Source organism: Gordonia sp. UBA7860 (assembly GCF_002500165.1).
Classification (GTDB): Bacteria; Actinomycetota; Actinomycetes; order Mycobacteriales; family Mycobacteriaceae; genus Gordonia; species Gordonia sputi.
The window spans coordinates 1-25,304 of record NZ_DLSO01000013.1 but is presented as its reverse complement, the minus strand read 5'-3'; the positions used below and the strand labels follow the sequence as shown (position 1 = coordinate 25,304).

Below are 25,304 nucleotides of genomic sequence, written 5' to 3'. Positions count from 1 at the left end.
CACCTCCAGCACCTTCACGCTCGCGAAGGTCGTCCGTGACCGCCAAGAACTGACCACGGTCCGCGCCCGCATCGACGAAGCCCGCGTCGACAAACTCATCGCCGAACACGACCCCTTCAACCGGGTCGCCGGATAATCCGCACCCCACCCGTCAACAATCCTCCCGACCGCCCCGGCGTCACTCGACGACTCCGGGGCGGTCTCTTGCGTGCCCACCGCCAGCAACCCAACTGTCAGCATCTCGTCAAGGCTGTTCGACGCCGCGTCAAAGTCTCGTCAAAGACCCGTCAAGACACTTCCCGACGCCGAGCGCGCGGCGTAGCACTATCGGAATGACGACGATGAGTTCACACGGCTCTGAGGGATTGGGTACTGAGGGATTGGGTACGGGGGGATTGAGTACGGGGCGATTGGATACGGAAACAACGGGTTCCGCGATCATCGACCGGCTCGCCGAGGGCCCCGCGGTGTGGGGATCGTTCAGCGCGGGCGCCGGGCGCTACGGCGTGTGCCGCTACCGACTTGTTGTGTTCCCGCCCGGAATCAGTTCGATGCAGCGTCGACGTCTGCGCCTCTGGCGTGGCTGGCCGGTCTGGGGCCTCGTCGCGTGGCTGGCCGTGGCCGTCGGTCTCAGTTCCCTCGGCGCGTCGGGTACGACGGTCCTCGTAGTGGCCACCGCCGTGTTGGTGGTCTCGGGTGTGGTCGCGCGACGCACCGCGGGAACCCTGCCCAGCGCCGTACGCACCGTCGACCTGACCACCATTCCGGGATACAACGTCCCCGAGGGAATGCCGACTCCCAAGTCGATCGCCGACACTCTTGCCGAACTGCGTTCCGCTGACCGGCGATTGGAGCGAGGTGCGATCAATCCTGTTGAGCACGAGCTCATCTGGCAGCGCGTCCACGACTCCATCCCGCCGCGACGCCGTCGACTCCCGAGAATGGCACGCCGATGACCCGGGCGATCCGTAACTCATCCCACATCACGCTGTACCGCAGACCAGGAGGAGATCTCATGACCATCGCGATGGAACGTGCCGCGCGGCTCTCGCGTCACCACGTCGCCGTCCGCACGTTCGGGCCGATCAACCCCGACATCGCAGCGGCATTGGGCGACAACGGAGTGCACGTCGACGCCGAGCCGTCTCCGGAGTCCCGAATCGGATTGATCCTGGTCGACGGAGGTTCGATCAGGAGGTCGACGTCGCGCTTCGGCCTCGACACGCTGGCGCGCCCCACGCGGGCACTGCGCAACGTCGTGGTCTCCTCGCTGACCGACCTCGTGCTCGACACCGACGTCGACCGCGTCCTCGTGGTCTGCACGCCGGGACTCGAGCCGACGGAACCGGTCATCTTCAAGCACTGGTTCGGCCAGGTGTGCGCCGACAGTTGGTATCACCTGACAATGAGCGGCGGACTGCCCGCACCGTCGATCACGTCGAAGTTGTTCTCGGACAGGGCATCGTGCGACTACATTGCCAACGCGGTGACGTCGTGGTGCGGGCAGGCCGAGCATCGCGCAGAGGCACGGCCGTGGCAGTGACCGCGTGGCTGCGCAGTCGGTGGTCGATGAGTTCGTCGGCGCGCGATCGAGCGCGGCTGGCCGCGTGCCCGCTCGGAGTGCTCGCCCCGCCGACGAACCCAGCACGCCGTGGCGCCACCCCTCATATGCGCCGTTCGTGATGGGAGAGTAAACCTGAGGTCAGGGAGGGGTCGGGGAGTACACCGATCCGAAAGGCAGTTGACCGATGAAGGCCGTCCAGATGGTCAAATCCGGAGCCGAACCCGAGCTTCGCGACGTTCCGAAGCCCACGCCGGGTCCGGGTCAGGTGCTCGTGAAGGTCACCGCCGCAGGCGCGTGCCACTCCGACGACTTCGTGTTGAACGCGCCGGAAGGCGCATTCCCGTACCCTCTCCCGATGACCCTCGGCCACGAGGGTGTCGGCGTGATCGCCGAACTGGGACAAGGGGTTTCGACGGTCAGTGAGGGGACGGCGGTCGCCATCTACGGCCCGTGGGGTTGCGGAGTCTGCCACTTCTGTTCGCAGGGCCTGGAGAACTACTGCTCGCGGGCAGCCGACCTGCAGATCACGCCACCCGGCCTCGGACACGACGGCGCCATGGCCGAATACGTCGTCGTCGACGACCCGCGGCACCTCGTCCCCATCGGCGACCTCGATCCCGTCACCACGGTTCCCCTGACCGACGCCGGCCTCACGCCCTACCACGCGATCAAGCCGTCGCTGAGGAAGCTAGTCGGCGGCTCGACCGCCGTCGTGATCGGCTCGGGCGGCCTGGGACACGTGGCCATCCAGATGTTGCGGCACCTCACCCCGTCGCGTGTCATCGCACTCGACGTCACGCAGGAGAAGCTCGACTTCGCCAAGCAGGTCGGTGCGCACGAGGCAGTGCTGAGCGACGCCGATGCCGTCGAGAATGTCCGCAAGATCACCGGAAAAGACGGCGCGACAGCCGTTTTCGACTTTGTCGGATATCAGCCGACCATCAACACGGCGATGGGTGTCGTCGGCACGATGGGCGACGTCACGATCGTCGGGCTCGGCGACGGCAAGGCTGCGGCGAGTGTTGGCTTCTGGTCACAGCCCTACGAGGTGTCGGTCCGCACGCCCTACTGGGGTGCCCGTGCGGAGCTGATCGAGGTCCTCGACCTCGCGCGCGACGGCGTCCTCGACGTCGCGGTGGAGTGGTTCAGCCTCGACGATGGCGTTGCGGCGTACCGCAAGCTCGCGGCCAACGACCTGCGTGGACGCGCCGTCGTGGTGCCGTAAAGCCTGAACGTCACTCCAGAGCGATCGTCTGCCACATCTCGACGGTCGCGCCCGCAGCGACGGTGATCAGATCAGGCCCGGCGTTGGCCGTCTCGACGCACACGAACTCGCGCCAGTGCGGCCCGACGTCGGCCATGTCGGAGGCGACGTCGGCTCCCGGGTTCCACACGACGGCGGTCCGCGCGCGATCGCCGGTCACGCGGATGGTCCGGCCAAAACCCGGGTCGACCAGCCGGTAGGTTCCACCCGCATCGGGGTAGAGCCGGTCGCTGCGCGGCACGTCGTCGGGAAGGCGCCAGTCGCCGTCCTGCGTCTTCACCTGCAGGTCGTCGAACTTGTCCTCGTACGACTTGCCCGAGAGTCCCTCCACGTGCACGTCGGTGGCATCCGAGACCCGCAGGTAGTTGTGCAGCGCCTCGGTCAGAATCGCGGGCTCGTCGGAGAGATTGGTGGTGCGCACACCTATCTCCAGCGTCGCGCCCACGCGCACGGTCAGTTCCAGGCGCAGCGTGAGTCGCTCGAGTCCCAGGGGTGCGAGCCGCAGCTGAGTCACATCGTCGGCAAGGATGTCGGTGTCCACGACCTGCCATGTCGCGGTGCGTGCGTAACCATGCGACGGGACGTCGCCGGTCTGGTTCTCCTTCCCGAAGTACGGCCAGCAGATGGGAATGCCACCACGTATGGGCGTCGGCGGCGTCGCGGCCAGGGGCGACACCCACAGCACGTCGTCGGCTTCCGTCGGACGGTAGGACAGCACCTGCCCACCGAAGATCGAGATCGCTGCGGTGGCGTGCGGCGTCGTCACGAGCCACGCGTCGAATCCGGATGCCGTCCCGCGCACGACTCCCTGGCTTTCCGATGCAGTCACATCGACAACCTTGGCACAGTGCAAGAACCTTGGCACAGTGCAAGCGCCTAGGGTGGTCGTCGACACTCGAGGAGGCGCAATGGCGCAGGAATCATGGCAATTCGGCCCGGCCAACGGGACGCTGACCCTTCACACCGGTGTGACCGGTCCGGCATCGCGAACAGGCCATCGTTTGACCATCGAGATGCAGCAGTGGTCGGCGACGGTCACCCTCAGCGACGGCGTGCCGTCCGACGTGTCCGCCTCGGTCGACGTGGACTCGCTGACCGTCGTCTCGGGTGAGGGCGGGGTCACGCCGCTGACCGGACCGGAAAAGTCCCTCGCCAGAACCAATGCACTCAAGTCGCTCAACGCGTCGAAGTCGCCGACGATCACCTACGACGCCGCGTCTATCGCGACCATCGAGGCGGGCTATCGACTGGACGGGACGCTGTCGATCAACGGCAAGCAACGTCAGCATCCGCTCGACGTCGAGGTGGCCGATGTCGACGGGAAGCGCACCGCCACAATCGAAACCACAGTCTCCCACCGCGACTTCGGGCTGAAGCCGTACTCGATGATGATGGGTGCGCTCAAGGTCGACGACGAAGTGCGCGTGGCCATCCACGTCGACCTGCCGTCAGATCACTGAGAGGTATTCAGCGCGACCATAGTTCGGCTACCTGCACGTCGCGCCCGAGAATGTTCGACGCCGCTCTGCGTCCCGACTCGAGAGCCGCGGTGACCGTTGCCGGGTCGTCGGTCCACGTGGCCTCGCCCGCCAGATGCACGACGCCCCCGCCCACCGGTGTCGCCAGCACGTCGTGGTCGGCGGTGGTCGAGCCGACGGTCATGTACGCGTAGGACCCGTGCGCGAAAGGGTCATCCTGCCAACGGGTTACGTCGATGCGAGTCGGCTCGGGCACCACGTCGCCATAGATCTCGCGCAGCGAATCCAGGACCGACGTCGCGATCTCCTCGTCGCTCCACTCGCGCACCGCGCGGGCACAAGGGCCGGCGGCAAAGGTGAGTAGCGTCGGCGCGCCGTGAAGGGCCGAGAGGTCGTACCACGAGTGCCACCACTGGGCGGCCGGTCCCTGTCGGCGAATCGCATACACCCCGTCATCCCAGAACCTCGACCCGAACCGCAGGAACACCTTCTCGAAAGCGTTCATCTCCAGCCGATCCAATGCTCCCGCAACAGGTTCCGATAGGGGCGGATCAAAGGAAAGCGTGCCGGATTTGAGCACACCGACGGGTACCGTCACGACGACGCGTGCGGCTGACGTCTCCTCGTCAGCGGCATCGATCACGGTGACGCCGTCCTCATCCCAACGGATGTGGGCGACAGCGCGATTGAGCGTCACCGAGAGGCCGTCTGCCAGGTGGGTGGCGAGCTGGTCGTAGCCGTCGGGAAACACGACTTCGTCGCCGTCAGTCTCGTCATCGTCGAGTCCGTGGGCATCGAGCTCGTCGATCCACACGCCGTACTGCTCCTCGGTGCGGTGGCGTGCAAACTCCCGAACACGTTGCGCGCGTGCCTCATCCCAACCGAGAGCTGTGAGCGCCGCTTCCGTCGCCTCGCCATACGACACTCCGGCGCCGATCTTTGCGACGAACATCGGCAATGCGTCGTCGAAGGCATGGACGTCGGCAGCGAAGGCGGCAACGGCGTCGTCGTCGAGTCGTCTGCTGTCAGGGTCGTAATAGGCGATCGGCCGACTGTCGGGTTGGTAGCTGCCGACCGTGAATTCGACGGTGCGCATGCCGAAGGCCTCGGTGACGGCGTGCAGCGGGGCGTCGTTGATCCCGTGAATCCACGAGGCGCCACGATCGGTCACTGTGTCACCCGATCGATCGCTGTGCACGCGTCCGCCGATTCGGTCGCGGGCTTCGAGGACGGTGACCCGCAGGCCCGCGCCTGCGAGAAGTCGGGCGGTGGTCAGACCGGCGATTCCCGCGCCGACGACGACGGTGTCGTAGTCGCGTGACGATCCGGCGCGTGGTGTCTGCATGAGATCGGTCTACACCGCGACGCGTGACAGGGCCACCGCAGCGTCGACCTGCTTATTGACATCCCGCCAACGAGCCTCGATGATTGTTGGCGCGACGCCAATAGAGTGAGGACGACGATGACCGGTACCCCGAAACCAGACACCTTGTGCACGCACTTCCAGCGGCGTGTGGTCGACCACGCGGACCGGGTGGCCATCCGCACTGCTGATGGCACGACGTCGCTGACCTGGGCGCAGTACGGTCAGCGAGTGCGCGAGGTGGCCGCAGGCCTTGCCGCACTCGGGGTCACGCGCGGCGACACCGTCGGTGTCATGCTCACCAACCGACCCGAGTTCCACATCGTCGACGCCGCGGCGATGCACCTCGGTGCCGTGACGTTCTCGGTCTACAACACCAACGCTGCCGCGCAGATCGCCTATCTCTTCCACAACGCCGAGCCGTCGGTCGTCATCACCGAGACGCAGTTTCTCGAGAGGATCGTCGAGGCGGGTGACGGCTCCGCCGACCTCGTCGTCGTCGACGCGCCGAACGACACGGCGGGCGTGACCACACTCGCCGAACTGATCGCCGTGCCCGCACCGGCCGACTTCGACTTCGACTCCGCCTACAAGCAGGTTGAACGCTCGGACGTGCTCACGCTGATCTACACGAGCGGCACCACTGGCAACCCCAAGGGCGTCGAACTCACGCATGCCAACCTGCTCTACCAACTCGAGGTGATCACCGATGTGATCGGCGACCTCTCCGACGGCCGCGTCATCTCATACCTGCCCGACGCACACCTCATCAACCAGTGGATTTGCCAGTACGCGCCCATGTACTTCGGCATCACGGTCACCGACCTTGCCGATACCAAGCATCTCGTCGAGGCTCTTGGCGAGGTTCACCCGACGTTCTTCGTCGCCGTTCCGATGCTCTGGTACAAGATCAAGGGCAGTATCGAGACGACGCTCGACGCCGAGCCGGGAATCAAAGGCGCACTGGCCGCCTGGGCCCTCGCAGCGGGCAAGAAGAAGGCTGCGGCGACGGTCGGCGGACGGCGACTCGGCCCGCGCGATACCGTTGCCGCTGCGATGGCCGACAAGCTGGTGCTGTCGAAGCTACGAGCTAAGCTCGGCATGGACTCACTCGTCGCCGCAGTCTCCGGTGCCGCGCCGGTCGACGTCGCAGCGCTGGAATTCATGCTCGCACTGGGCATCCCGGTGATGGAGGCATGGGGAATGTCGGAGACGTCTGCCGTCACCACGGTCAACCCGGTAGCGCGACCGCGGTACGGAAGCGTCGGTACGGCTATTCCGGGAACCGAGGTGACACTTGCGTCCGACGGTGAGGTGATGGTGCGCGGCGGCGGTGTGATGCGCGGCTACCGCAACGACCCGGAGCGCACGGGCCAGACACTCGACGCCGACGGCTGGGTGCACACCGGTGACATCGGGACGCTCGACGCCGACGGTTTCCTGACGATCGTCGATCGCAAGAAGGAGTTGATCATCAACTCCGGCGGAAAGAACATGTCTCCGTCGAACATCGAGGGCGCGCTCACCGCGGCCAGTCCACTGATCTGCAGCGTCGTCGCGATCGGCGACAATCGCCCCTACGTGTCGGCCCTGATCACCCTCGACCCCGATGCGGTGGTCGCAATCGCGCAGAAGGCAGGCATCGTCGACGCCCGACCGGAAGTGCTCGCACTACACCCGACGATCCTGGACGCCATTGAAGACGCAGTAGCACAGGCCAATTCGCGGCTCAGTCGCGTCGAACACATCCGCGCGTGGCAGGTGCTGCCGACGTACTGGGCTCCGGGTGGCGACGAACTCACGCCGACGATGAAGCTGAAGCGTTCGCCGATCGCCAAAAAGTATGCCGACGAGATCGACGCGCTCTATCAGCGCTGAACGCGCTCCCGACCAGCACCACGAAGGCAGACCACGATGACAGAAGATCTGACAACCGAACTCGCCGACCTCACCGCGCTCGCCCGCGAATTTTTCACCAAAGAGGTTGCGCCGCGCCACGAGGAGTTCGCGGCGGCCGGTCAACCCGACCGTGCTCTTTACCGTCGCGCGGGCGAACTCGGTCTGCTCGGTATGTCGATCCCCGAGGAATATGGCGGTGGCGGAGCGACATTCGCGCACGAGGCCGTACTCTTCCGCGAGCAGGCCCGCGGTGCCGACCTCTCCATGCAACTCGGTGTGCACTCCGGGATCGTCCCCCACTACCTGCTCTCGTACGCGAACGAGGAACAGAAGAAGCGGTGGATTCCCAAGCTCGTCTCGGGTGAGTGGATCGGCGCCATCGCCATGACCGAGCCGGGTACCGGGTCGGATCTGCAGGCCATCAGCACACGCGCGGTGCGTGACGGCGACGAGTATGTCATCACGGGCGCAAAGACTTTCATCTCCAACGGGGCAACGTGCGACCTGCTGATCATCGCGGCAAAGACCGACCCGGAGCTCGGCGCCAAGGGCGTCTCACTGCTCGTCGCCGAAGTCGGCGACAACCCACCGGGTTTCGAGCGTGGACGCAAGCTCAAGAAGATCGGCCAGAAGGGCCAGGACACCACGGAACTCTTCTTCGACGGCCTGCGCGTACCCGCACAACATCTGCTCGGCGGCACGGAGGGCACCGGCTTCGTCCAACTGATGCAGCAACTCCCGCAGGAGCGACTGATCGTCGGCGTTGCTGCGCTCGGCGTCGTCGAGGCAGCCTACGAGCTGACGCTCGAGTATGTGCGTGAGCGTCATGCCTTTGGCAAACCGCTTTTCGCATTGCAGAATACGCGGTTCGAGCTCGCCGACATCGCCACCACCGTCGAGGTGATGCGCGCCTTCGTCAACGATGCCATCGACAAGCACGTGCGTGGCGAACTCGACGTCAAGGGCGCCGCCATGATCAAGCTGTGGTGTTCGGAGCAGCAGACGCAGGTCGTCGACCGTTGCCTGCAGCTCCATGGCGGCTACGGCTACATGGAGGAGTACGCCATCGCGCGGCTCTTCGTCGACGGGCGCATCGCGAAGATCTACGCGGGAGCCAACGAGGTCATGAAAGACCTCATCGCGCGCAGCCTCTGACTCTGCTCACGACCTGATTCACACACTCACAAAGGCGAAATCCTTGACCGACCTCACCACGCACACATCCGCCATCATCGGCTGGGACGTCGACGCGGACGGCATCGTCACGGTCACCATCGACGACAAGACCCAGTCGACCAACACGATGACCGACGACATGTCCGCGGCTTTGCGGAGCGTCGTCGAACGCCTCGAGAGTGAGAAGGATTCGATCACCGGTGTCATCATCACGTCGGGCAAGGACACGTTCTTCGCAGGCGGCGACCTCAACCTGCTGATGACCGCCGGGCCCGGTGACATCGAAGCCATCTCGGCAGGACTCGACCACTACAAGGAGACGTTCCGCAGACTCGAAACTCTCGGCAGGCCCGTGGTTGCGGCGATCAACGGCACAGCACTCGGAGGCGGATTCGAGGTCGCGCTGGCGGCGCATCGTCGAATTGCATTGGACGCCAGAGGAAGTCTCCTCGGCCTTCCCGAGGTCACATTCGGGGTGCTGCCCGGCGCCGGTGGTGTGACACGCATCGTGCGCATGCTCGGAGTTGTCGACGCGATGCTCAACGTGGTCGGCCAAGGACAGCGGATGGCGCCGCGCAAGGCATTACAGGTCGGGGTGATCGACGAGGTCGTCGCGACCCGAGAAGAGATGTTCGACGCTGCACGCGCCTGGATCAAAGCCAACCCCGACGCCGCACAATCGTGGGACCGCAAGGGATTTCGCATTCCCGGTGGCACGCCGTCGTCGCCCGCACTGGCAGCAAACCTGCCCGCCTTCCCCGCAACTCTGCGTAGGCAACTCAAGGGCTCGCCGATGAACGCCCCGATCTCCGTGCTGGCCACCGCAGTCGAAGGAGCGTCGGTCGACATCGACACCGCCTTCACCATCGAGACGCGCTACTGCGCGCGACTGATCTGTGGTCAGATCTCGGCCAACATGATCAAGGCGCTCTTCTTCGACCTGGGCAAAGTCAACAAGGGCACCGCCCGACCCGCCGACATTCCGGTACGCACGGCCACCAAGATCGCCGTCCTCGGCGCGGGAATGATGGGCGCGGCGATCGCATACGTCACCGCGCAGGCGGGTATAGACGTGGTGCTTCGTGACATCACGATCGAAGGCGCGCAACGCGGCAAGGACTACTCCCGACAAATCCTCGACGCCGAGGTCGCCAAGGGTCGTCTCGACGAGGAGGGACGCGATCGAGTCCTCGACCGAATCCTGGCCACCGACAACATCTCCGACGTCAAGGGCGCCGACCTCGTCGTCGAGGCCGTGTTCGAAGACGTCGAACTCAAGAAGAAGGTTCTCGCCGAGGTCGAAGGCTACGTCGCCGACGACGCACTGCTTGCGTCGAACACCTCGGCGCTGCCGATAGCCGAGATGGCGGGTGCGGTGACGCGACCCTCCGACGTGATCGGACTGCACTTCTTCTCACCGGTCGACAAGATGCCGCTCGTCGAGATCGTGGTCGGAGATCAGACCTCCGACGAATCACTCGCTCGTGCACTGGATTTCGCAAAGCAGATACGCAAGACCCCCATCGTCGTGCAGGACACGTACGGCTTCTACGCCAACCGCGTCATCGCGAAGTTCGTCGACGAGGCGCTCTCGCTCGTAGCCGAGGGCATGCATCCCGCCAGCGCCGAACAAGCTGCGCTGCAGGCGGGTTTCCCGGCAGGCGCATTGACCCTGTTCGACGAGATCAACATGAAGACCATCGCGAAGATCCGTGCGGGATTCATCGCCGACGCCGCTGCACGGGGCGTCGAATTCGTCCCCAGTGCGTCGTATCCGTTGGTGGACAGGATGCTCGAGGAGTTCGGTCGTCCGGGTCGCCTGGAAGGTCGAGGGTTCTACGACTACGACGGCCCCGGTGGACAGCGACTCGGGCTGTGGCCGCGCCTCGCGCAGCTCTACACGAGATCCGACGTCGAGATCCCGTTCGACGACGCGAAGGAGCGGATGCTCGTCGCCGCGGCCCTGGAGGCGTTCGCCTGCTACGACGAGGGCACCATCGGGTCGGTGGCCGAGGCCAACGTCGGCTCGATCATGGGTATCGGCTATCCGGCGTGGACCGGTGGTGCGCTGCAGTACATCAACCAATATCCGGGTGGGATGAGCGGATTCGTCGCGCGCGCCGACGAACTCCGTGCGCGCTACGGTGACAGATTCGTCGTCAGTGACGCGCTGCGCGCCCGTGCGGCAGACGGCAGCGAGCTTGTGTGACAACATCACACACTGTGACCACCGCAGATGAACCGCGTTGGCGCAGACTCGGCCCCGACGCCAGGCGTAATGAAATCCTGGCCGTCGCCATCCGGATGTTCGGTGAGCAGCCCTACGCGACGGTGCAGATGGCCGAGCTCGCCCGCGAAGCCGGAGTGGCGCGCGGGCTGCTGAACCATTACTTCGGCACGAAGCGCGACCTCTACGTCGAAGTCGTGCGCGCCATGATGATCGTGCCCGAGATCGACACGGTCACTCTGCCGGGCGGCACACTGCGCGAGCGGGTCGAGGCGTCGGTCGACTGGCTGATGACTGTCCTCGACACCCACGGAAAGACGTGGCTGGCCGTCGGCGTCGAGGGGATCGGTGACGACCCGCAGATCGCGGCGATCCTCAACGAGGCCGACGATCACGCCGCCCAACGCGTGCTCGACGCGATCGGTTTTGTCGGGACGGGCCGCGAGCATCGGACGGCACTCGCGGTGTTCCGGAGCTGGGGCGGCATGATGAAGGCCACCGCACGTGAATGGGTCGACCGAAAGACGCTCTCCCGCAAGCAGGCTCGCACGATTCTCATCGAGACACTCGTCCCGCTCGCCGAGCGGGTCATGTCGGGTTCTGTCTGAAACCGCAACGTCTCCCAGTGGTTCTTGTCAGCGCAGCGCCGTTGCCAACGTCTCGGCGTATTCCGTCATGACGGTTCGATCACCCGCGACTCCCGGTTGCCACGGCAGCGACAGGCGGTCGACGCTCCTGTCGGCGTAGCGCGGGATCACGTGGAGGTGGAAGTGGAATACCGTCTGCCACGCGGGAGCCTTGCAGCAGTTGAGCAGGTTCACGCCGTCGGCGCCGGCGTCGTCGACCATCGCCCGCGCGATCCGCTGTGCCTCGAGGGTGGTCGCGGTCAGATCGTCGGCGCCGATGTCGAGTAGGTCGGTGCTGTGCTGCTTGGGGATCACCAGCAGATGGCCGTCGTTGGCGGGGTTGATGTCCATGAAGGCGTAGGTCGACGCCGTTTCGGCGACCTTCACACTGGGTATCTCACCTGCGACGATGCCGCAGAAAACGCAGTCTGCGGTCATGACTTGCGGGCGTCCGCGTTACTCGCACCGACGCCGCCGCCGTAGAGCGCTGCGGCGATCAGAGCCGGCTGGAAGAACAGCCGGATGAGTCGCTTGCGGTCGGTGTCGAGTCCGAACGCGTCTTTGTGCTCGACGTATTGCGCGATGTTGCCGGGGAAGATCGCGACGTAGAACAGCGCGAGCAGGATGCCGATCACGCGCTTGTGCTTGGGCAATGCCAGAAACGACGCTCCGAGGCCGATTTCGGCAACGCCGGACGCGAGGACGGTGACGTCGGTGTCGATGGGAAACCAATCGGGAACCTGAGCCTGGAACTCGTCGCGCGCGACGGTCAGGTGGGTGATTCCGGCAAAGGTCATAAATGCGCCGAGGGCAATTCGGACAAGGGTGCGGGGTGACATGAAAACGAGCCTAGCGCCGTTGTCATGGGCGGAGTAATGAGTAGACTCATTCCTGAGTCCACTCATTATTGGAGGTGACATGACCCCCGACGCAGCGACCGCCGACGGTAGGCGCGCCCGCAACATGCGCGACAAGCAGGACCGCATTTTCCGTGCTGCTGCCGACCTGTTTGCCGAACGCGGCTTCGAGTCGGTGTCGACGGGCCAGGTCTCCGACCGCGCCGACGTCGCGGCGGGCACGGTCTTCCGCTACGCGTCGACCAAGGGCGAACTGCTCCTGATGGTGCTCAACGAGGAGTTGTGCCGAGCGCTCGACGTCGGCGCGGCATCGGCGGCGTCGACAACCGACACGGCCAAGGCGATCTACGAGATGGTGCGACCCCTGCTCGAGTACGCCCGCGCCAACCCCGAGAACGGCAATGCCTACCATCGGGAACTGCTCTTCGGTGGTTCCGATGATCGTTACCGCGCAGCGGGACTCGCATTGGTCGCCGAGCTGCAGGACCGGATCGCGCAGAGACTCGTTGCCGATTCCGGCGACGACGCGGTGGCAGACAGGGCAACGCTCACCGCCAACATGATCTTCGCTGTCACTGCACTTGCGATTGCCCGTGCGTCGACAGGCGCACATTCCGATCGTGATCAATTCGACGACGTACGCACCCAGGTCGGCATCGCGGTCGACGGCCTTCTCGCGTAATCAGCTCGTACACAGAACTTCTCGTCCGTTCTCAATAGTTCCGTCCACGAAACCTTGAGGTAGTCATCCATGCTCCAAACTGAAGCTGAGCCGTTGTCATTCGGTGCGAAGTACCGACGCTTGCTGTTCGCCGTCGTCCTACTCGGTGCACTCACCCAACTCGGGCTGGGTGCCTTCTATCTCGGCGTCGGCCATTCACCGTCGCCGCGGAACGTCCCCATCGGCATCGTCGGTCCAGACCAGCAGGCGCAAAAGCTCACTGCCGCAGTGGAAGCCGACGGCAAGTTCGATGCTCGATCCTATGAATCCATGGACTCGTTGCGCGCGGCGATAGTCGATCGGGAGGTCGACGGTGGGCTGGAGGTCACGCAGCAGGGCATTGTGCCGGTGGTGGCGAGTGCTGGCGGTGCGCTCCCTGCGACTGCGCTGAAAGCCGTTGCCTCAGAGGCCAATGTGAGCAACAAACTCCCGCAAACGCTGGCTGTTGACGTCGTCAAGCTCTCCGAAGACGACATCAATGGTGCGTCGATCGGCTATATCCTGCAGGTGATCTCGCTCGGCGGCAGTATCGCGTCACTGGGTCTCGGACGGCTGATGCCGCGAGTGCCGCAGTCGCTACGACGCGGGTTCGGCCACGTGGCGGCGTTGGTTGCCTACGCCGCGGTGTCGGCCGGGATCGTGCTTCTGTTCTCCTGGTTCTACGGTGTCGGCAGCTCCGCGGACCAGTGGCGACTCTTCGGCACGTACACCCTGATCTCGCTGGCCATCGCGGGCTCAACTGCCGGTTTGGTGACGCTGTTCGGGCCGATCGGATCGTTGGCAGGCGGCTTCTACTTCCTCATCGGCGCGACGCTGTCGGGTGCGTCGATCCCGTGGAACTTCATGCCGACCTTCTGGGCGAAGCTCGGCGAATGGCTACCCACCGGCGGTGGTGCACAACTGATTCGCAATTCGTTGTACTTCCCTGAGGCGGGGTCCGGGACTGCGCTGCTCTGCCTCGGGCTCTACGCCGGACTCGGCACGGTGGCGGTGCTGATCTGGAACATGTTGGGTAACAGAAGCTCTCGCACCTCGGCCGTCGACGTCGACATCTTGTACCCGATCACGCACGAGCACCATCATCGCGAGGCATCTGCTGGCGACTGACCGCGACCGCTGAGGCGTCGACGAATGCGTCGATGGTCGGGCTGCGTGACTCGGTGAGGTAAGCGAGGTGCAGCATCGTCGGCGGTGCGTCGGGAATCGGGATGAACCGGACGTGTGAGCGTGTGACTCGTCGTGCTGCGATCTCGGGGACGGCGCCGATCCCCCGATCTGCGGCGATCAGTTCGAGCCATTCGTCGAAGTTGGTGCATTCCACGACTTGTCGTTCAGCGGCGTCGACGCGTAGTGGGTCATGCCATGAGCGGGTGGTGGTGATGCCGGTCAGAGTGTTGACCACCAACGGCAATCGGCCGAGCTCATTCCAGGACACCGAATCGCGGTCGGCGAGGGTCCGCCTCGTCCGTGGCCCGTAGATGACGCAGCTCGAGATCCATAACCAGCAAGCATAGTTCCTGCTCAGAACGCATTTCCCAGATGCTACTCTGCTGGGTAGCCTCGACGATGTCACCGAACGTAGGAACTGTTCACGACTCGCAGGACGGGAGCATGCCGATGCCCTACAGCACAGAGATGTTCGATCTGACGAGCCTGAGTGTGCCGATCGTCGTCGCTCCCATGGCAGGCGGCCCGACCACGCCGGCGTTGGTCATCGCGGCCGCAGAGGCGGGGGCCATGGGATTCCTTGCGGCAGGCTACAAGTCCGTCGACGCCCTCGCCGGAGAGATCGACGCCATCGCCGCAGCGGGGGTGACCGCCTACGGCGTCAATCTCTTCGTGCCCGGTGCTCGCGTGCGGGATCTCGGTGCCGTGCTCGGGTATCGCGACGAGTTGGCGCCTGTCGCGCGTCGGTACGCCGTCGACGTCGGACCCGTCGTCGAGTCCGATGACGACGGGTACGCGGACAAAGTCGATCTGGTGATCGCGCGGCGAGTCCCGGTGGTGTCCTTCACCTTCGGTGTTCCCGACGACGGTGTGGTGGCCAGATTGCACGATGCGGGCATCGCGGTGGTGGCGACGGTGGCGGATGCGGAGGGGGCGACGCTCGCCGCGGCACGAGGAGTCGACGCGCTCTGTGTGCAGGGCGCCGAGGCGGGCGGACACCGCGCCACTTTGTCGGTTACCGACGAGCCGTCGGAGACGTCGACCATCGAGTTGGTGCGGAAAGTGGGTGGTCTCGTCGATCTGCCGATCATCGCCGCGGGCGGGATCGCCACGGGTGCGCGGGTTGATGATGCCCTCGCCGCCGGTGCGGTGGCGGTCCAGCTGGGAACCGCATTCCTCGACAGCACAGAGGCGGGCACCAAGCCGACTCATCGTGCGGCGCTGCGTAATCCGCGGTTCGCCGACACCGTGGTGACACGAGCGTTCTCCGGACGACCCGCGCGTGCGCTGCGTAACGAGTTCACCGACCGCTACACCCCGCTCGCCCCGGCCGAGTATCCGCAGGTGCATCACCTGACCAGTCCGTTGCGTTCGGCGGCAGCACTGGCAGGCGATCCGGAGTTCCTCAACCTGTGGGCCGGAACGGCGTTCCGCGACACCGACTTCGGTCCTGCCGGCGAGATCATCGCACGCATCTGGTCGCAGACCGCCGCGGCAGCCGCTGCGCGTTCGTCGGAAACGCGGCGCTGACACATGGGCGAGCGATACCACCAGATCGCCTACGGTCCGCACGCGCTCGCGCGACAGCGGCGCGCGGGAAGCCACGTCGTATACGGAGACGTCGGCGCACAGTCGGATTCGGGTCCCGATGAACTCGGCGACCGCGAATTGGCCTTTCTGCGTTCGACATTCCAGTTCCACCTGGCCACGGTGACCGACGGCGGGTGGCCCTACATTCAATATCGCAGCGGCCCACGGGGATTCGTGCACCACCTCGGAGGTAACCGAATCGGTTTTGCCGACTTCGACGGCAACTCGCAGTTCGTGACGGTCGGCAACATCGAGGACAACCATCGCGTTGCGCTGTTCCTCGCCGACTATCCGCGACGGATGCGCCTCAAGCTGTTCGGACATGCCACGGTTGTCGACGACGACAATCAGCTGCTGGATGAGCTGGCGACGGTTCCGGACGGTCGCGTGTCAGCACGAGCCGAGCGCAGCATTCTGATCGACGTCGAGGGAATCGACTGGAACTGCTCGCGGAGTCTGGTGCCCCAGTACGACCGCGACTACGTCCGGGAACTGAACCAGGCCAACGCGCGTCGCGTGGCGGAGCTCGAGCAACGTATCCGCGATCTCGAGGCAGGCGAGCGCGAGTGACCCGGACGCATGTGCCGGCCGGGTTGCTGCGTCGATACTGCGGGTGAAGTGACGGCTGCGGGGTGCAGTGACGAAGGCGGGAAGGGTCGGCGGGCGCTGTCAGGAAGTGGGGGAAGGGTCGGCGGGCGCTGTCAGGAAGTGGGGGAAGGGTTCTTTCCTCGGGTTGTGTGCGTTTCCTCGATGAACTTCGCGGGGAAGGGTGTGAAACCCGGGGAAAGTCTTCTTCCTCTAGTTTCTGCGGTGCCGGTCGACTCTTCCCCGACTTTCTGCGCCGCCGGTCGACTCTTCCCCGACTTTCTGCGCCGCCGGTCGACTCTTCCCCGACTTTCCGCGCCGCGGGCCTTCCACTTTCGACGGCCAGCCCATGCCGCCCCGACCCGCGGGCCCGCTGGCCATTACGCTGTAGTCGACATTCCGCCGACGAAAGAGCCACCGATGGAGCCAGGCGTCACTGCTGAGGCACAGCAGGTCATCTCCGATATTTCCGCGCGCTACGGCATCTCGCAGGACGCGGTCGTGGCCATGCTCTACGCGGTCAACTCGGGTGGGGGCACGATGGCCCAGTTCAACATCCCCGAGCTCGGCGGCTCCGGGCAGTGGATGCGCGGCGGCATGACGATGGTCGGCGACATGTTCAACAACGGCCTCAAAGCCCGCGTCGACGGACTCTGCAACGAGCTCTCCCAACTGCTCAACACCACCCAGGTGTTTCCGCCGGCCGCGACGACCAGCACGCCGTTCGGATACTCGGCCCCCAACACCTGGTGGCCCGCCGACCTGGGAGTGCCCAGCTCGTCCGGCGGTCAGAACGACTCGCGGTACGCGGTGTTCCCCGCGACCCGACGCCTCGCGACCCAGGTGAACGGCGTGGTCCGCGTCTTCGACACCGGCGAGCACCAGATCGGCGGCGTGCAGCAGCAGCAGAGCGGACCGCCCGGGACGGTCAGCTTCACGAGTCAGTTCGGCACCTTCGACACCACGAGTTTGCGAGAACTAGGCGTCAACGACGTCGCCGCGACGCCAACCGCGGCCCCCGAACCACGCCACGCGGCACCAGAACAGTTCGACGCCGCGCCGCAGCAGTTCGACGCCCCATCGCAGTTCGATACCACACCGCAGTACGCCGCGCAGCCGCAGTTCGACGCCGCGCCGCAGCAGTACGCTCCGGCGCCAGACAGTGTCGCGCCTGCGACGTCGCCCGCGGGATCGGACGCGATCATCGCGGCGATCGAGCAGCTCGCCGGTCTGCACCAGCGCGGAATCCTCTCCGACGACGAGTTCTCGGCGAAGAAGGCGGAACTGCTCGGCAGGCTCTGAGTCCGAACCGCGTCAAGACGACGCCCCCGGGGCGCGCAGCGCGTCGGCAAGAAGATGGAACGCGATCGTCGTCGAACGTTCGCGCACGGCCGCCCGGTTGCCTGGGAGGTGCAGTGTGCGGGTCAGTGTCGGCCTGCCCGCGACGCCGATACCGAAACAGACTGTGCCGACGGGCTTTCCGGGTGTCTCGCCGCCGGGTCCCGCGATGCCGGTGGTGGAGATCGCGGTGTCGACGCCCAGGTGAGCCATGACGCCCTCGGCCATCGCGGCTGCAACCGGTTCGCTCACGGCACCGAACTCGTCGAGCATCGACGCCGGTACGCCGAGGCTGTTCATCTTCACGTCGTTCGAGTACGAGACGACGCCGCCCTGTACGTACGCCGACGATCCCGCTCGATCGGTGAGTCGGGCGGCAACCATTCCGCCGGTGCACGATTCCGCGGTGGCGATCAGTCGTCCGGCCAGCAGCGCGGCGACCTGGTCGTCGATGGTCGAGCCGTCGATCGAGAAGGTCTGGGTGGGGTACAGCTCGGTCAGAAAGTCGGCGAGCGCGGTGTAGTCCTCGGCGGCAGAGGTCGGGTAGCGCGTGACGATCTCGAGTTCGCCGCGTCGTAGGCAGGTGGTGATCTCGAGTTGATCGAAACCCGGGACGCGGCCGGGTGCAGCACGCAGTCCCTCGGCCAGGTCGGCTTCGGGCAGCCCGAACATGCGGATCGTGTCCTGGCGCATGTCGGGATGACCGGCGACGGCGTCGACGATCGGTGGTGCCGTGATGGCGTTGGGCCACATCGCCTGCAACTCGGCAGGCGGCCCGGGAAGGACGAGGACAGCGGGTAGCCGACCGCGGGCGCGCGGGTCCTCACCTGCGGGCACGGCAACACCCGGGGCGGTGCCTGTCGGTGGAATGGGTTGTGCGCCTTGCGGAATCATCGCCTGTTTGTCGATGCCCACCAGGGTTGCGGCGCTGGCGGATTCACTGCCTCCGCGGCCCTGCCAGCGTCGGATAATGTCGGCGATGTGATCGCGGAGCGGTTCGTCGAGTTGGAGTGGTCGACCGGTGAACTCGGAGACTGTGGCCACGGTCAGGTCGTCGGCGGTGGGTCCGAGTCCGCCGGTTGTCACGATCACCGACACGCCCTCGTCGGCAAGGAACCGTAGCTGGGCGGTGAGGTCTTCCGGCCGATCGCCGCAGATGGTGATGTGGGCGACGTCAACGCCCATCGCGAACAGTTGCTCGGCGACCCACGGGCCGTTCTTGTCGGTGATTCGTCCGGTCAGGACTTCGGTCCCCGTCACCACGATGCCCGCTCGTACCGTCACGGGCGAAAGCTTAACCGTCACAACCAAGGCCTATCGGCGTCGAGGTGACGGCCGAGGCATCCGTGCAGTTCAGGACAGTCGAGACGCGGCGACCTCGTCGAGCACCGCCTCGCTCGCGACGTGCGGCGGGGTGGTTCGTGGCCAGTGCATGATGACGTCGGTGAAGCCCAACTCGGCCGCGCGGCCAGTCAGTTCGTCGAACATCCCGATGCTCTCCAGCGACTGCGCGGGTCCGGAATCGATGCTGAGATACCGGGCAAAGGTGGCGCCGTCGGGGCGATTAGCGAGCTCGGCGTCGACGATCTCGCAGTTGCGGGCGATGCCCGCGAACCACTCGTCGGTAGTGGCGACAGTGGTGTTGCCGGTGGTGATCCAGCCGTCGCCGAAACGCGCGGCGAACCGTACCGACCGTGGGCCGTTGCCCGACATGAGCAGCGGCACCCGGTCACGCACCGACCCACCGACCAGCCGCATGTCGCGCGCGGTGTAGTACTCGCCGGCGGCGTCGACGTGGTCTTTGCGCAATGTGCGGTCGAGTAGTCGGGAGAATTCCTGCAACCGATCGACCTTCTGGCGTGCGGTCAGCTCCGACTGCCCGAGTAGCCGGTCGTCGGGGGTCCCGCCCGCGCCGAGACCGAGCAGGAATCGGCCGTCGGAGATGTCGACGAGGGTCTGCACCTCGCGCGAGAACGCGACGGGATGTCGGAAATTGGGGGACACAACGAATGCCCCGAGACCGATGGTGCTGGTGACCATCGACGCCGCGGTCAGTATGGGCACGCACGAGAACCAGCGGGAATCGGGCAGACCGCCCCAGACGAGGTGGTCGTAGGTCCAGGCGTGGTCGAAGCCCATCTGCTCCGCCCGCTGCCACAGCGGGCGGGAGGTCCGCCAGTCCAGATCAGGGAGAATGCAGATTCCAAAGCGCACGCAATCAGCCTAGTGCCCGACCCCGACAGCGATTCCCATCCAAACAGGGTCCATCCAGACGGGCGTTCCCATCCAGACAGGGCGCGGCGTCGAAACACTTCTGAGCTCGCCCCGAGGTGAGTTCAGACGCTGTTGAGCACGCCCGCACGCCCCCGGGGAGCGCGAATCGCTTCTCCAACGGACAATCGAAAGGTGTGGCGATCGATGGACTGCGAGGATTCATGAACTGCGAGGATCGATGCATTGCGAGCATCGATGAATGACGACCTGGTGGTACTCGTGGACGACGACGGCCACCCGCGTGGCACCGCGAATCGACTCACCGTGCACGGCACCGACACCCCGTTGCACTTCGCGTTCTCGTGCCACCTCGTCGACGCCGCCGGACGCATTCTGGTGACACGCCGCGCACTGGAGAAAAAGACGTGGCCAGGCGTGTGGACCAATTCGTTCTGTGGGCATCCGCGCCCCGGTGAGAGCGTTGAGGACGCGATAGCACGCTACTCCCAGCGCGAGCTCGGAATGGACATCGCCGATCTGCGGCCGATCATCCCCGACTTCCGGTACCGGGCGGTCGACGCCAGTGGTGTCGTCGAGAACGAGGTATGCCCGGTCTATGCGGCGCGCCCGGTGGGCGACGTGGCGCCCAACCCCGACGAGGTCATGCAGTACGCCTGGGCGTCGATCGACGACATCTGGGAAATCGCACGACGAACGCCGTGGATGCTCAGCCCCTGGTTCGTCGACCAGATCGCCGAGCTGGGTCCGGCGGTCGGTGCATACGAACGCGCGTCGGACCTTCGGGACGCCCGATGAGCAGACGCACGCGTGTAGATCTGGTGCGCGCGCACGCCCGCTACGACGAGGTCGCCGACGCCAGCGCGGCGTTGGTCATCAGCTCGTACTCATCGTCGTTCGGTCTTGCGTCGAGGCTACTGGCCGAGCCCGCGCGATCGCACGTCCGCAACATCTATGCGCTTGTCCGTGTGGCCGACGAGATCGTCGACGCTCCGCGACCGGGACAGGGCGTCGACGAACGGCAACTGGCGCTCGACGAACTGGAGACCGAGACCAACGCGGCGATGGACCGGGGATCGAGCACCAATCTCGTCGTTCATGCGTTTGCCAGATCGGCGCGACACGTCGGTATCGATACCTCCCTCACCGCACCGTTCTTCGCATCCATGCGGACGGACCTGACCCGCACCGTGCACGACGAGGCCAGCCTCACCGAGTACATCTACGGTTCGGCAGAGGTCGTCGGATTGATGTGCCTGCGCGCATTCGTCGCCGACGAAGCCGCACCGGATCAGCGCTACGACGAGTTGTGCACCGGCGCAAAGCATCTCGGGGCGGCGTTCCAGAAGGTGAACTTCCTGCGCGACTTCGGCACGGACAGTGGCGATTTGGGGCGCCGGTATCTGATCGGTCTCGACCCGGCCGACCCCACGGACGTCGCGTGGAGGCGTTGGCTCGACGAGATCGACACCGACCTCAGCATCGCCGCAGACACCATTCCCCGACTTCCCCGCGGTAGTCGCGTTGCGGTGTGCGTGGCCCACGACCTGTTCGCGGAACTCAATTCCCGACTGCGCGCGACTCCGGCGAGTATGGCTGCGCGGCAACGTGTTCGGGTTCCTGCCGCCACCAAGACACGTATCGCGGCGTCCGCTTTGCTGCGTCGAGGGCACCCCCGCACGACAATCTCGGTGGTGGGCGCGTGAAGACATCACGCGTCAGACCACAGGGTAAGCGCGTGGCCATCGTCGGCGGCGGCGTCGCAGGACTTGCGACGGCAGCGCTGCTCGCCGACGACGGATACGAGGTCGATCTCTACGAACAGCGCGCCGATCTCGGTGGGCGCGCGGGGTCGTGGGAATCAGACGGTTTCCGGTTCGACACCGGACCGTCGTGGTGGCTGATGCCGGAGGTCTTCGACCACTTCTACGAGTTGCTCGGCACGTCGACCGCTGAGCAACTCGATCTGATCAGACTCGACCCCGGCTATCGGGTGTTTTTCGAGGGGCACACCGATCCGGTCGACGTCCACAGTGATGAACGACGCTCCGTCGAACTGTTCGAGAAGCTCGAAGCCGGTGCAGGACAGAGACTGTCGGAGTATCTCGCGTCGGCGCGGCATGCCTACGATATCGCGGTCCGCCGCTTCCTCTACACCAACTTCGACACACCCCGGGCGTTCGTCGATCCGGAGGTGCTGCGTCATGCGAAGACGCTCGTGCAGTTGCTGGGCACCAGCCTGGACACGTTCATCGCGAAACGCTTCACCGACCGCAGGCTGCGGCAGATCCTCGGGTATCCCGCGGTGTTCCTCGCGTCGTCTCCCGAGCGCGCGCCCGCCATGTATCACCTGATGAGTTGGCTCGACCTCGACGAAGGGGTGCGTTACCCCGACGGGGGATTCACCCGACTCGTCGAGTCGCTCACCGCGCTGGCGGAGCAGAAGGGTGCACGCCTGCACACGGGCACCACGGTGTCGGAGATCCTCACGCGCCCAACCGAACACGCGGGAAGGCTGCGCTCGGTATCCCGACGACGGGCCGACGTGACCGGTCTGCGCATAAGTGACGCCGACGGCACCGACCGGATCGTCGACGCCGACGTGGTCATCGGCGCGGCCGATCTCCACCACATGGAGACCAGGCTGCTTCCCCGCGCGCTGCAGACCTTTCCGCAGCGGTGGTGGAACCGCCGCACGTCGGGTCCCGGTGCGGTGCTCGTCTTCCTCGGTGTGCGTGGCGAACTGCCGCAGCTACAACATCATTCGCTGTTCTTCACTGCCGACTGGACGGCCAACTTCAACGACATCTTCGAAACACCCACGGCCGTACCCGATCCCGCGTCGCTGTACGTGTGTCGACCATCGGCGACCGATGATTCCGTTGCCCCGGAGGGTTACGAGAATCTGTTCATGTTGATCCCTGTACCCGCCGATCCCGACCTGGGACGCGGCGGTGTCGACGGTGCGGGCGACCCAATCATCGAGCAGATCGCCGACCGCGCCATCGAACTCGTTGCCTCGTGGACCGGGGTGGACGATCTCGCCGAGCGGATCGTCGTCCGACGCACGACCGGGCCTGGCGACTTCGAAGCCGATCTGAACTCGTGGTCGGGTGGCGCGCTGGGGCCGGCACACACGTTGTGGCAGAGCGCATTTCTGCGCGCCAACAACCGGTCGGCGAAAGTGGGCGGGCTCTACTACGCGGGCGGTACGACGCGTCCCGGCATCGGGCTACCGATGTGTCTGATCAGCGCAGAACTGATCCGCAAGCGTCTGCGCGGCGATGATTCGCCCGGGCCATCGCAGAACTGAACCCGCGGGTGTGAGAACGATTCTCACGCCGGTCCGATCAGTCCCGCGACGATGTTCGCCGAGAGCATCACCAGCGGAAGGCCCCCGCCCGGGTGGGCCGACCCTCCGACCAAATACAGGCCCGGTACACCAGATGCGTTGGCGGGCCGCAGGAACGCTGCGCGCGCACCGTTCGACGACGATCCGTAGATCGATCCGCCGGGCGTGAGCGTTCGGCGTTCGAGGTCGGCGGGACTGACGACGATGCGGTGGCGCACCCGGTCTCGGACGTCGACCCCGCGCTGTGCCATGAGGTCGAGGATGTCCTCGGCGTAGGAGTCGGCCAATTCGTAGCTGTCCCAGTCGGTTCCGCCCGCCGGATCGTGTCGGGGTGCGTTGACCAAGACGAACCACGACGCCGTGCCGGGTCCGGGATTGATCGTCGGATCGTCGGGAGCGGCGATGTAGATCGTCGGGTTCGCGACCGGACGAGAGCGGCCGCCGCGGCCGAACACCGAGTCGAACTCGTCGTCATAGTCGTCGGTGAACAGAACGTGATGATGGGGCTGATCGGGCGGCGCATCGTCGAGTGCGAGTAGCAGCACGAAACCGGAGAACGACGGCGTGGTCTTGCGCAGGCGCCGTGCGGAACGTCGTGCCTGGCGGGTCGCGATGAGCGTCGGATACACTTGTGCGGCATCGGCATTGGCGACGACGAGGTCGGCGGCGGTTCGAGCACCGTCGGCAGTGCGTACGCCGTCGACGCGCCCATGCGTATCGGTGGTGAGCGCCGACACCTCCACCCCCAGTTCGATGCTCCCGCCGAGAGCCGACAACCTGTCGGCCAGGGCGGTCGCGATCGAGCCGAGCCCGCCACGGATGTACCACGATCCCCAACGCTGTTCGGCGTACGGGACACTCGCGAGCGCGGCGGGTGCGCGCCGGGGATCCGACCCGGTGTAGGTGGCGTAGCGGTCGAGGAGCATCCGCAGTCGGGGATCGCGCAGATACTGGTTGCCCAACCCGCGCAACGTGCGCCACGGCGCGACGGTGGCGAGATCGCGCACATCGAGTGCGCCGGAGGCCATGTCGCGCACCGTGATCGGTGATTCCAGGAACTGGCGGTGAGTCGCGTCCCAGATGCGTTCTGCGCGCTGCAGAAACGATGTCCACTGGTGCCCGGTGCCGGCGCCGAGCGCGGCGTCGAGAGCGGCGGGAATCTCCGACATCTCGCCTGGCATGTCGAAGGTCGTGCCGTCGGGGAAGCGATAGCGCGCGGCCGTCTCGAGTCGTTGCAGGGTCAGCGATTCCGACAGTGGTGCTCCGGTATCGGTGAATAGTTCATCCAGAATGTGCGGCAGGGTCACCAACGACGGCCCGGTGTCGAAGACGAAGCCGTCGAGCGAGATCACGCCGAGCTTGCCGCCGATCTCTTGCGACTGTTCGAGGACGGTGACCTCATGTCCGAGCGCGGAAAGTCGGACGGCGGCGGCGAGTCCTCCGACACCTGCCCCGACGACATGATCGAACTCATGCCTGCACCGGACGACCCTTCCACCGCAGTGCCCCGCGTCGACGTCCGACGATCGAGTCCGCGGTCAGAGTCGCAAGCGCCAGCACCGAGACCGGATGAAGCAGGGCGTCGGGCCACGCGTGGCCGCCGGTGCGTCGAGCCGTCACAACCCTCGACGCGACACCCGCGAGGTAGCCGACGACTCCGAGCCGCGATCCACCGAGTGCCGCCACAGCCGGCACGACGTAGGAGACGATCAAGAACGTCATCACCGCGACTGCACCGGCGGGAGAACCGAAGGCCGCCCACAACGACTTTCGATAGCCGGCACGGACCTGCGACCAACCGTCGTACATCCGGCAACTCACCACGGTGCTGCCCCCACCAACCCCCCCCCCCCCCCCCCAAGCCC

The 25,304-nt window shown here is 65.8% G+C and carries 23 protein-coding genes and 2 pseudogenes; 16 read left to right on the top strand and 9 right to left on the bottom strand.

Features of this window, described 5'->3' with window-relative positions; translation table 11 throughout:
* The first annotated feature begins 341 nt into the window (after positions 1-341).
* The 3 genes from B3T59_RS01900 (at position 342) to B3T59_RS01890 (ending at position 2,789) form a co-directional block, all read left to right on the top strand.
* Complete coding sequence (locus tag B3T59_RS01900; RefSeq protein WP_005203401.1) at positions 342-956, top strand: DUF6611 family protein; 615 nt, start codon at positions 342-344, stop codon at positions 954-956.
* 59 nt (positions 957-1,015) lie between these two features.
* Positions 1,016-1,543 carry a hypothetical protein gene (locus B3T59_RS01895; RefSeq protein ID WP_005203399.1) on the top strand — a complete coding sequence of 176 codons (528 nt, stop codon included), beginning with the start codon at positions 1,016-1,018 and terminating at the stop codon, positions 1,541-1,543.
* A gap of 205 nt (positions 1,544-1,748) precedes the next feature.
* Positions 1,749-2,789: an NAD(P)-dependent alcohol dehydrogenase gene (locus B3T59_RS01890; protein ID WP_064906044.1), complete on the top strand. Its 1,041-nt coding sequence runs from the start codon at positions 1,749-1,751 to the stop codon at positions 2,787-2,789.
* Between the two features lie 10 nt (positions 2,790-2,799).
* Here the strand turns inward: B3T59_RS01890 and B3T59_RS01885 are convergent, their stop codons facing one another.
* Complete coding sequence (locus B3T59_RS01885; RefSeq protein WP_064864713.1) at positions 2,800-3,657, bottom strand: D-hexose-6-phosphate mutarotase; 858 nt, start codon at positions 3,655-3,657, stop codon at positions 2,800-2,802.
* A 79-nt stretch (positions 3,658-3,736) separates the two neighbouring features.
* On the opposite strand from B3T59_RS01885, the gene B3T59_RS01880 reads away from it, so the two are divergent.
* Positions 3,737-4,288 (top strand): YceI family protein, encoded by a 552-nt coding sequence (locus B3T59_RS01880; protein WP_251721697.1) that lies wholly within the window; start codon positions 3,737-3,739, stop codon positions 4,286-4,288.
* A gap of 7 nt (positions 4,289-4,295) precedes the next feature.
* Here the strand turns inward: B3T59_RS01880 and B3T59_RS01875 are convergent, their stop codons facing one another.
* Positions 4,296-5,651: a flavin monoamine oxidase family protein gene (locus B3T59_RS01875; RefSeq protein ID WP_287001362.1), complete on the bottom strand. Its 1,356-nt coding sequence runs from the start codon at positions 5,649-5,651 to the stop codon at positions 4,296-4,298.
* Positions 5,652-5,768: 117 nt separating this feature from the next.
* Here B3T59_RS01875 and B3T59_RS01870 point away from each other — a divergent pair, with 117 nt between their 5' ends.
* The 4 genes from B3T59_RS01870 to B3T59_RS01855 are packed head-to-tail and all read left to right on the top strand — an operon-like array spanning position 5,769 to position 11,579.
* Positions 5,769-7,547 (top strand): AMP-dependent synthetase/ligase, encoded by a 1,779-nt coding sequence (locus tag B3T59_RS01870; protein WP_287001361.1) that lies wholly within the window; start codon positions 5,769-5,771, stop codon positions 7,545-7,547.
* Positions 7,548-7,583: 36 nt separating this feature from the next.
* The gene (locus tag B3T59_RS01865) at positions 7,584-8,723 is read left to right on the top strand and encodes an acyl-CoA dehydrogenase family protein (protein ID WP_251721700.1); all 1,140 of its coding nucleotides are present in this window, start codon (positions 7,584-7,586) and stop codon (positions 8,721-8,723) included.
* A 43-nt stretch (positions 8,724-8,766) separates the two neighbouring features.
* Positions 8,767-10,953: a 3-hydroxyacyl-CoA dehydrogenase NAD-binding domain-containing protein gene (locus tag B3T59_RS01860; protein WP_251721701.1), complete on the top strand. Its 2,187-nt coding sequence runs from the start codon at positions 8,767-8,769 to the stop codon at positions 10,951-10,953.
* Positions 10,950-11,579 carry a TetR/AcrR family transcriptional regulator gene (locus B3T59_RS01855; RefSeq protein WP_287001360.1) on the top strand — a complete coding sequence of 210 codons (630 nt, stop codon included), beginning with the start codon at positions 10,950-10,952 and terminating at the stop codon, positions 11,577-11,579. The genes B3T59_RS01860 and B3T59_RS01855 overlap by 4 nt, the downstream gene beginning before the upstream one ends.
* A 27-nt stretch (positions 11,580-11,606) precedes the next feature.
* Here B3T59_RS01855 and B3T59_RS01850 read toward each other — a convergent pair whose 3' ends face one another.
* Together B3T59_RS01850 and B3T59_RS01845 are read right to left on the bottom strand one after the other, a co-directional pair.
* On the bottom strand, positions 11,607-12,035 hold the full coding sequence (locus B3T59_RS01850; protein WP_251721703.1) for an HIT family protein: 429 nt from the start codon (positions 12,033-12,035) through the stop codon (positions 11,607-11,609).
* Positions 12,032-12,436, bottom strand: a complete 405-nt coding sequence (locus B3T59_RS01845; protein WP_251721704.1) for a DoxX family protein — start codon at positions 12,434-12,436, stop codon at positions 12,032-12,034. Before B3T59_RS01845 ends, B3T59_RS01850 begins: the two co-directional genes overlap by 4 nt.
* A gap of 79 nt (positions 12,437-12,515) precedes the next feature.
* Here B3T59_RS01845 and B3T59_RS01840 point away from each other — a divergent pair, with 79 nt between their 5' ends.
* Both B3T59_RS01840 and B3T59_RS01835 read left to right on the top strand, forming a co-directional pair.
* Positions 12,516-13,136, top strand: a complete 621-nt coding sequence (locus tag B3T59_RS01840) for a TetR/AcrR family transcriptional regulator (protein WP_287001359.1) — start codon at positions 12,516-12,518, stop codon at positions 13,134-13,136.
* A 69-nt stretch (positions 13,137-13,205) separates the two neighbouring features.
* Positions 13,206-14,282, top strand: a complete 1,077-nt coding sequence (locus B3T59_RS01835) for an ABC transporter permease (protein WP_251721706.1) — start codon at positions 13,206-13,208, stop codon at positions 14,280-14,282.
* Here the strand turns inward: B3T59_RS01835 and B3T59_RS01830 are convergent.
* Positions 14,239-14,748: a LysR family transcriptional regulator substrate-binding protein gene (locus B3T59_RS01830; RefSeq protein WP_313316511.1), complete on the bottom strand. Its 510-nt coding sequence runs from the start codon at positions 14,746-14,748 to the stop codon at positions 14,239-14,241. The genes B3T59_RS01835 and B3T59_RS01830 overlap by 44 nt on opposite strands.
* Before the next feature lie 44 nt (positions 14,749-14,792).
* Between B3T59_RS01830 and B3T59_RS01825 the strand changes: the two genes are divergently transcribed.
* The 3 genes from B3T59_RS01825 (at position 14,793) to B3T59_RS01815 (ending at position 17,819) form a co-directional block, all read left to right on the top strand.
* Positions 14,793-15,872 carry an NAD(P)H-dependent flavin oxidoreductase gene (locus B3T59_RS01825; protein WP_287001358.1) on the top strand — a complete coding sequence of 360 codons (1,080 nt, stop codon included), beginning with the start codon at positions 14,793-14,795 and terminating at the stop codon, positions 15,870-15,872.
* A 3-nt stretch (positions 15,873-15,875) separates the two neighbouring features.
* Complete coding sequence (locus B3T59_RS01820; protein ID WP_287001357.1) at positions 15,876-16,502, top strand: pyridoxamine 5'-phosphate oxidase family protein; 627 nt, start codon at positions 15,876-15,878, stop codon at positions 16,500-16,502.
* Positions 16,503-16,937: 435 nt separating this feature from the next.
* Entirely contained in the window at positions 16,938-17,819 is an 882-nt protein-coding gene (locus tag B3T59_RS01815; RefSeq protein ID WP_287001356.1) for an SHOCT domain-containing protein, read from the top strand.
* Positions 17,820-17,831: 12 nt separating this feature from the next.
* On the opposite strand, the gene B3T59_RS01810 is transcribed toward B3T59_RS01815, so the two are convergent.
* Positions 17,832-19,139, bottom strand: a complete 1,308-nt coding sequence (locus tag B3T59_RS01810) for a competence/damage-inducible protein A (protein ID WP_287001355.1) — start codon at positions 19,137-19,139, stop codon at positions 17,832-17,834.
* 69 nt (positions 19,140-19,208) lie between these two features.
* Positions 19,209-20,069, bottom strand: a complete 861-nt coding sequence (locus B3T59_RS01805) for an LLM class flavin-dependent oxidoreductase (protein WP_287001354.1) — start codon at positions 20,067-20,069, stop codon at positions 19,209-19,211.
* A gap of 255 nt (positions 20,070-20,324) precedes the next feature.
* Here B3T59_RS01805 and idi point away from each other — a divergent pair, with 255 nt between their 5' ends.
* Genes idi through crtI form a run of 3 tightly spaced genes read left to right on the top strand, consistent with a single transcriptional unit; the run spans position 20,325 to position 23,400 of the window.
* A complete protein-coding gene (idi, locus tag B3T59_RS01800; RefSeq protein WP_064861864.1) occupies positions 20,325-20,885 on the top strand; it encodes an isopentenyl-diphosphate Delta-isomerase in 561 nt (186 codons plus the stop codon).
* Positions 20,882-21,793, top strand: a complete 912-nt coding sequence (locus B3T59_RS01795; RefSeq protein WP_287001353.1) for a phytoene/squalene synthase family protein — start codon at positions 20,882-20,884, stop codon at positions 21,791-21,793. Before idi ends, B3T59_RS01795 begins: the two co-directional genes overlap by 4 nt.
* On the top strand, positions 21,790-23,400 hold the full coding sequence (gene crtI, locus B3T59_RS01790) for a phytoene desaturase family protein (RefSeq protein ID WP_064861866.1): 1,611 nt from the start codon (positions 21,790-21,792) through the stop codon (positions 23,398-23,400). Before B3T59_RS01795 ends, crtI begins: the two co-directional genes overlap by 4 nt.
* A 23-nt stretch (positions 23,401-23,423) precedes the next feature.
* Here the strand turns inward: crtI and B3T59_RS01785 are convergent.
* Positions 23,424-24,899 (bottom strand): annotated as a pseudogene (locus B3T59_RS01785) (phytoene desaturase family protein); the annotation flags it as partial.
* Between the two features lie 10 nt (positions 24,900-24,909).
* A pseudogene (locus B3T59_RS01780) lies at positions 24,910-25,304 on the bottom strand (glycosyl transferase); the annotation flags it as partial.

Excerpts from the sequence above, each read along its gene's own strand:
- B3T59_RS01895 (WP_005203399.1), top strand. The coding sequence starts at position 1,016 with ATGACCATCGCGATGGAACGTGCCGCGCGGCTCTCGCGTCACCACGTC.
- B3T59_RS01825 (WP_287001358.1), top strand. The coding sequence starts at position 14,793 with ATGCCCTACAGCACAGAGATGTTCGATCTGACGAGCCTGAGTGTGCCG.
- B3T59_RS01890 (WP_064906044.1), top strand. The coding sequence starts at position 1,749 with ATGAAGGCCGTCCAGATGGTCAAATCCGGAGCCGAACCCGAGCTTCGC.
- B3T59_RS01840 (WP_287001359.1), top strand. The coding sequence starts at position 12,516 with ATGACCCCCGACGCAGCGACCGCCGACGGTAGGCGCGCCCGCAACATG.
- B3T59_RS01845 (WP_251721704.1), bottom strand. The coding sequence starts at position 12,436 with ATGTCACCCCGCACCCTTGTCCGAATTGCCCTCGGCGCATTTATGACC.
- B3T59_RS01865 (WP_251721700.1), top strand. The coding sequence starts at position 7,584 with ATGACAGAAGATCTGACAACCGAACTCGCCGACCTCACCGCGCTCGCC.
- B3T59_RS01900 (WP_005203401.1), top strand. The coding sequence starts at position 342 with ATGAGTTCACACGGCTCTGAGGGATTGGGTACTGAGGGATTGGGTACG.
- B3T59_RS01835 (WP_251721706.1), top strand. The coding sequence starts at position 13,206 with ATGCTCCAAACTGAAGCTGAGCCGTTGTCATTCGGTGCGAAGTACCGA.
- B3T59_RS01850 (WP_251721703.1), bottom strand. The coding sequence starts at position 12,035 with ATGACCGCAGACTGCGTTTTCTGCGGCATCGTCGCAGGTGAGATACCC.
- B3T59_RS01880 (WP_251721697.1), top strand. The coding sequence starts at position 3,737 with ATGGCGCAGGAATCATGGCAATTCGGCCCGGCCAACGGGACGCTGACC.
- B3T59_RS01795 (WP_287001353.1), top strand. The coding sequence starts at position 20,882 with ATGAGCAGACGCACGCGTGTAGATCTGGTGCGCGCGCACGCCCGCTAC.
- B3T59_RS01875 (WP_287001362.1), bottom strand. The coding sequence starts at position 5,651 with ATGCAGACACCACGCGCCGGATCGTCACGCGACTACGACACCGTCGTC.
- B3T59_RS01820 (WP_287001357.1), top strand. The coding sequence starts at position 15,876 with ATGGGCGAGCGATACCACCAGATCGCCTACGGTCCGCACGCGCTCGCG.
- B3T59_RS01815 (WP_287001356.1), top strand. The coding sequence starts at position 16,938 with ATGGAGCCAGGCGTCACTGCTGAGGCACAGCAGGTCATCTCCGATATT.
- B3T59_RS01870 (WP_287001361.1), top strand. The coding sequence starts at position 5,769 with ATGACCGGTACCCCGAAACCAGACACCTTGTGCACGCACTTCCAGCGG.
- idi (WP_064861864.1), top strand. The coding sequence starts at position 20,325 with ATGAATGACGACCTGGTGGTACTCGTGGACGACGACGGCCACCCGCGT.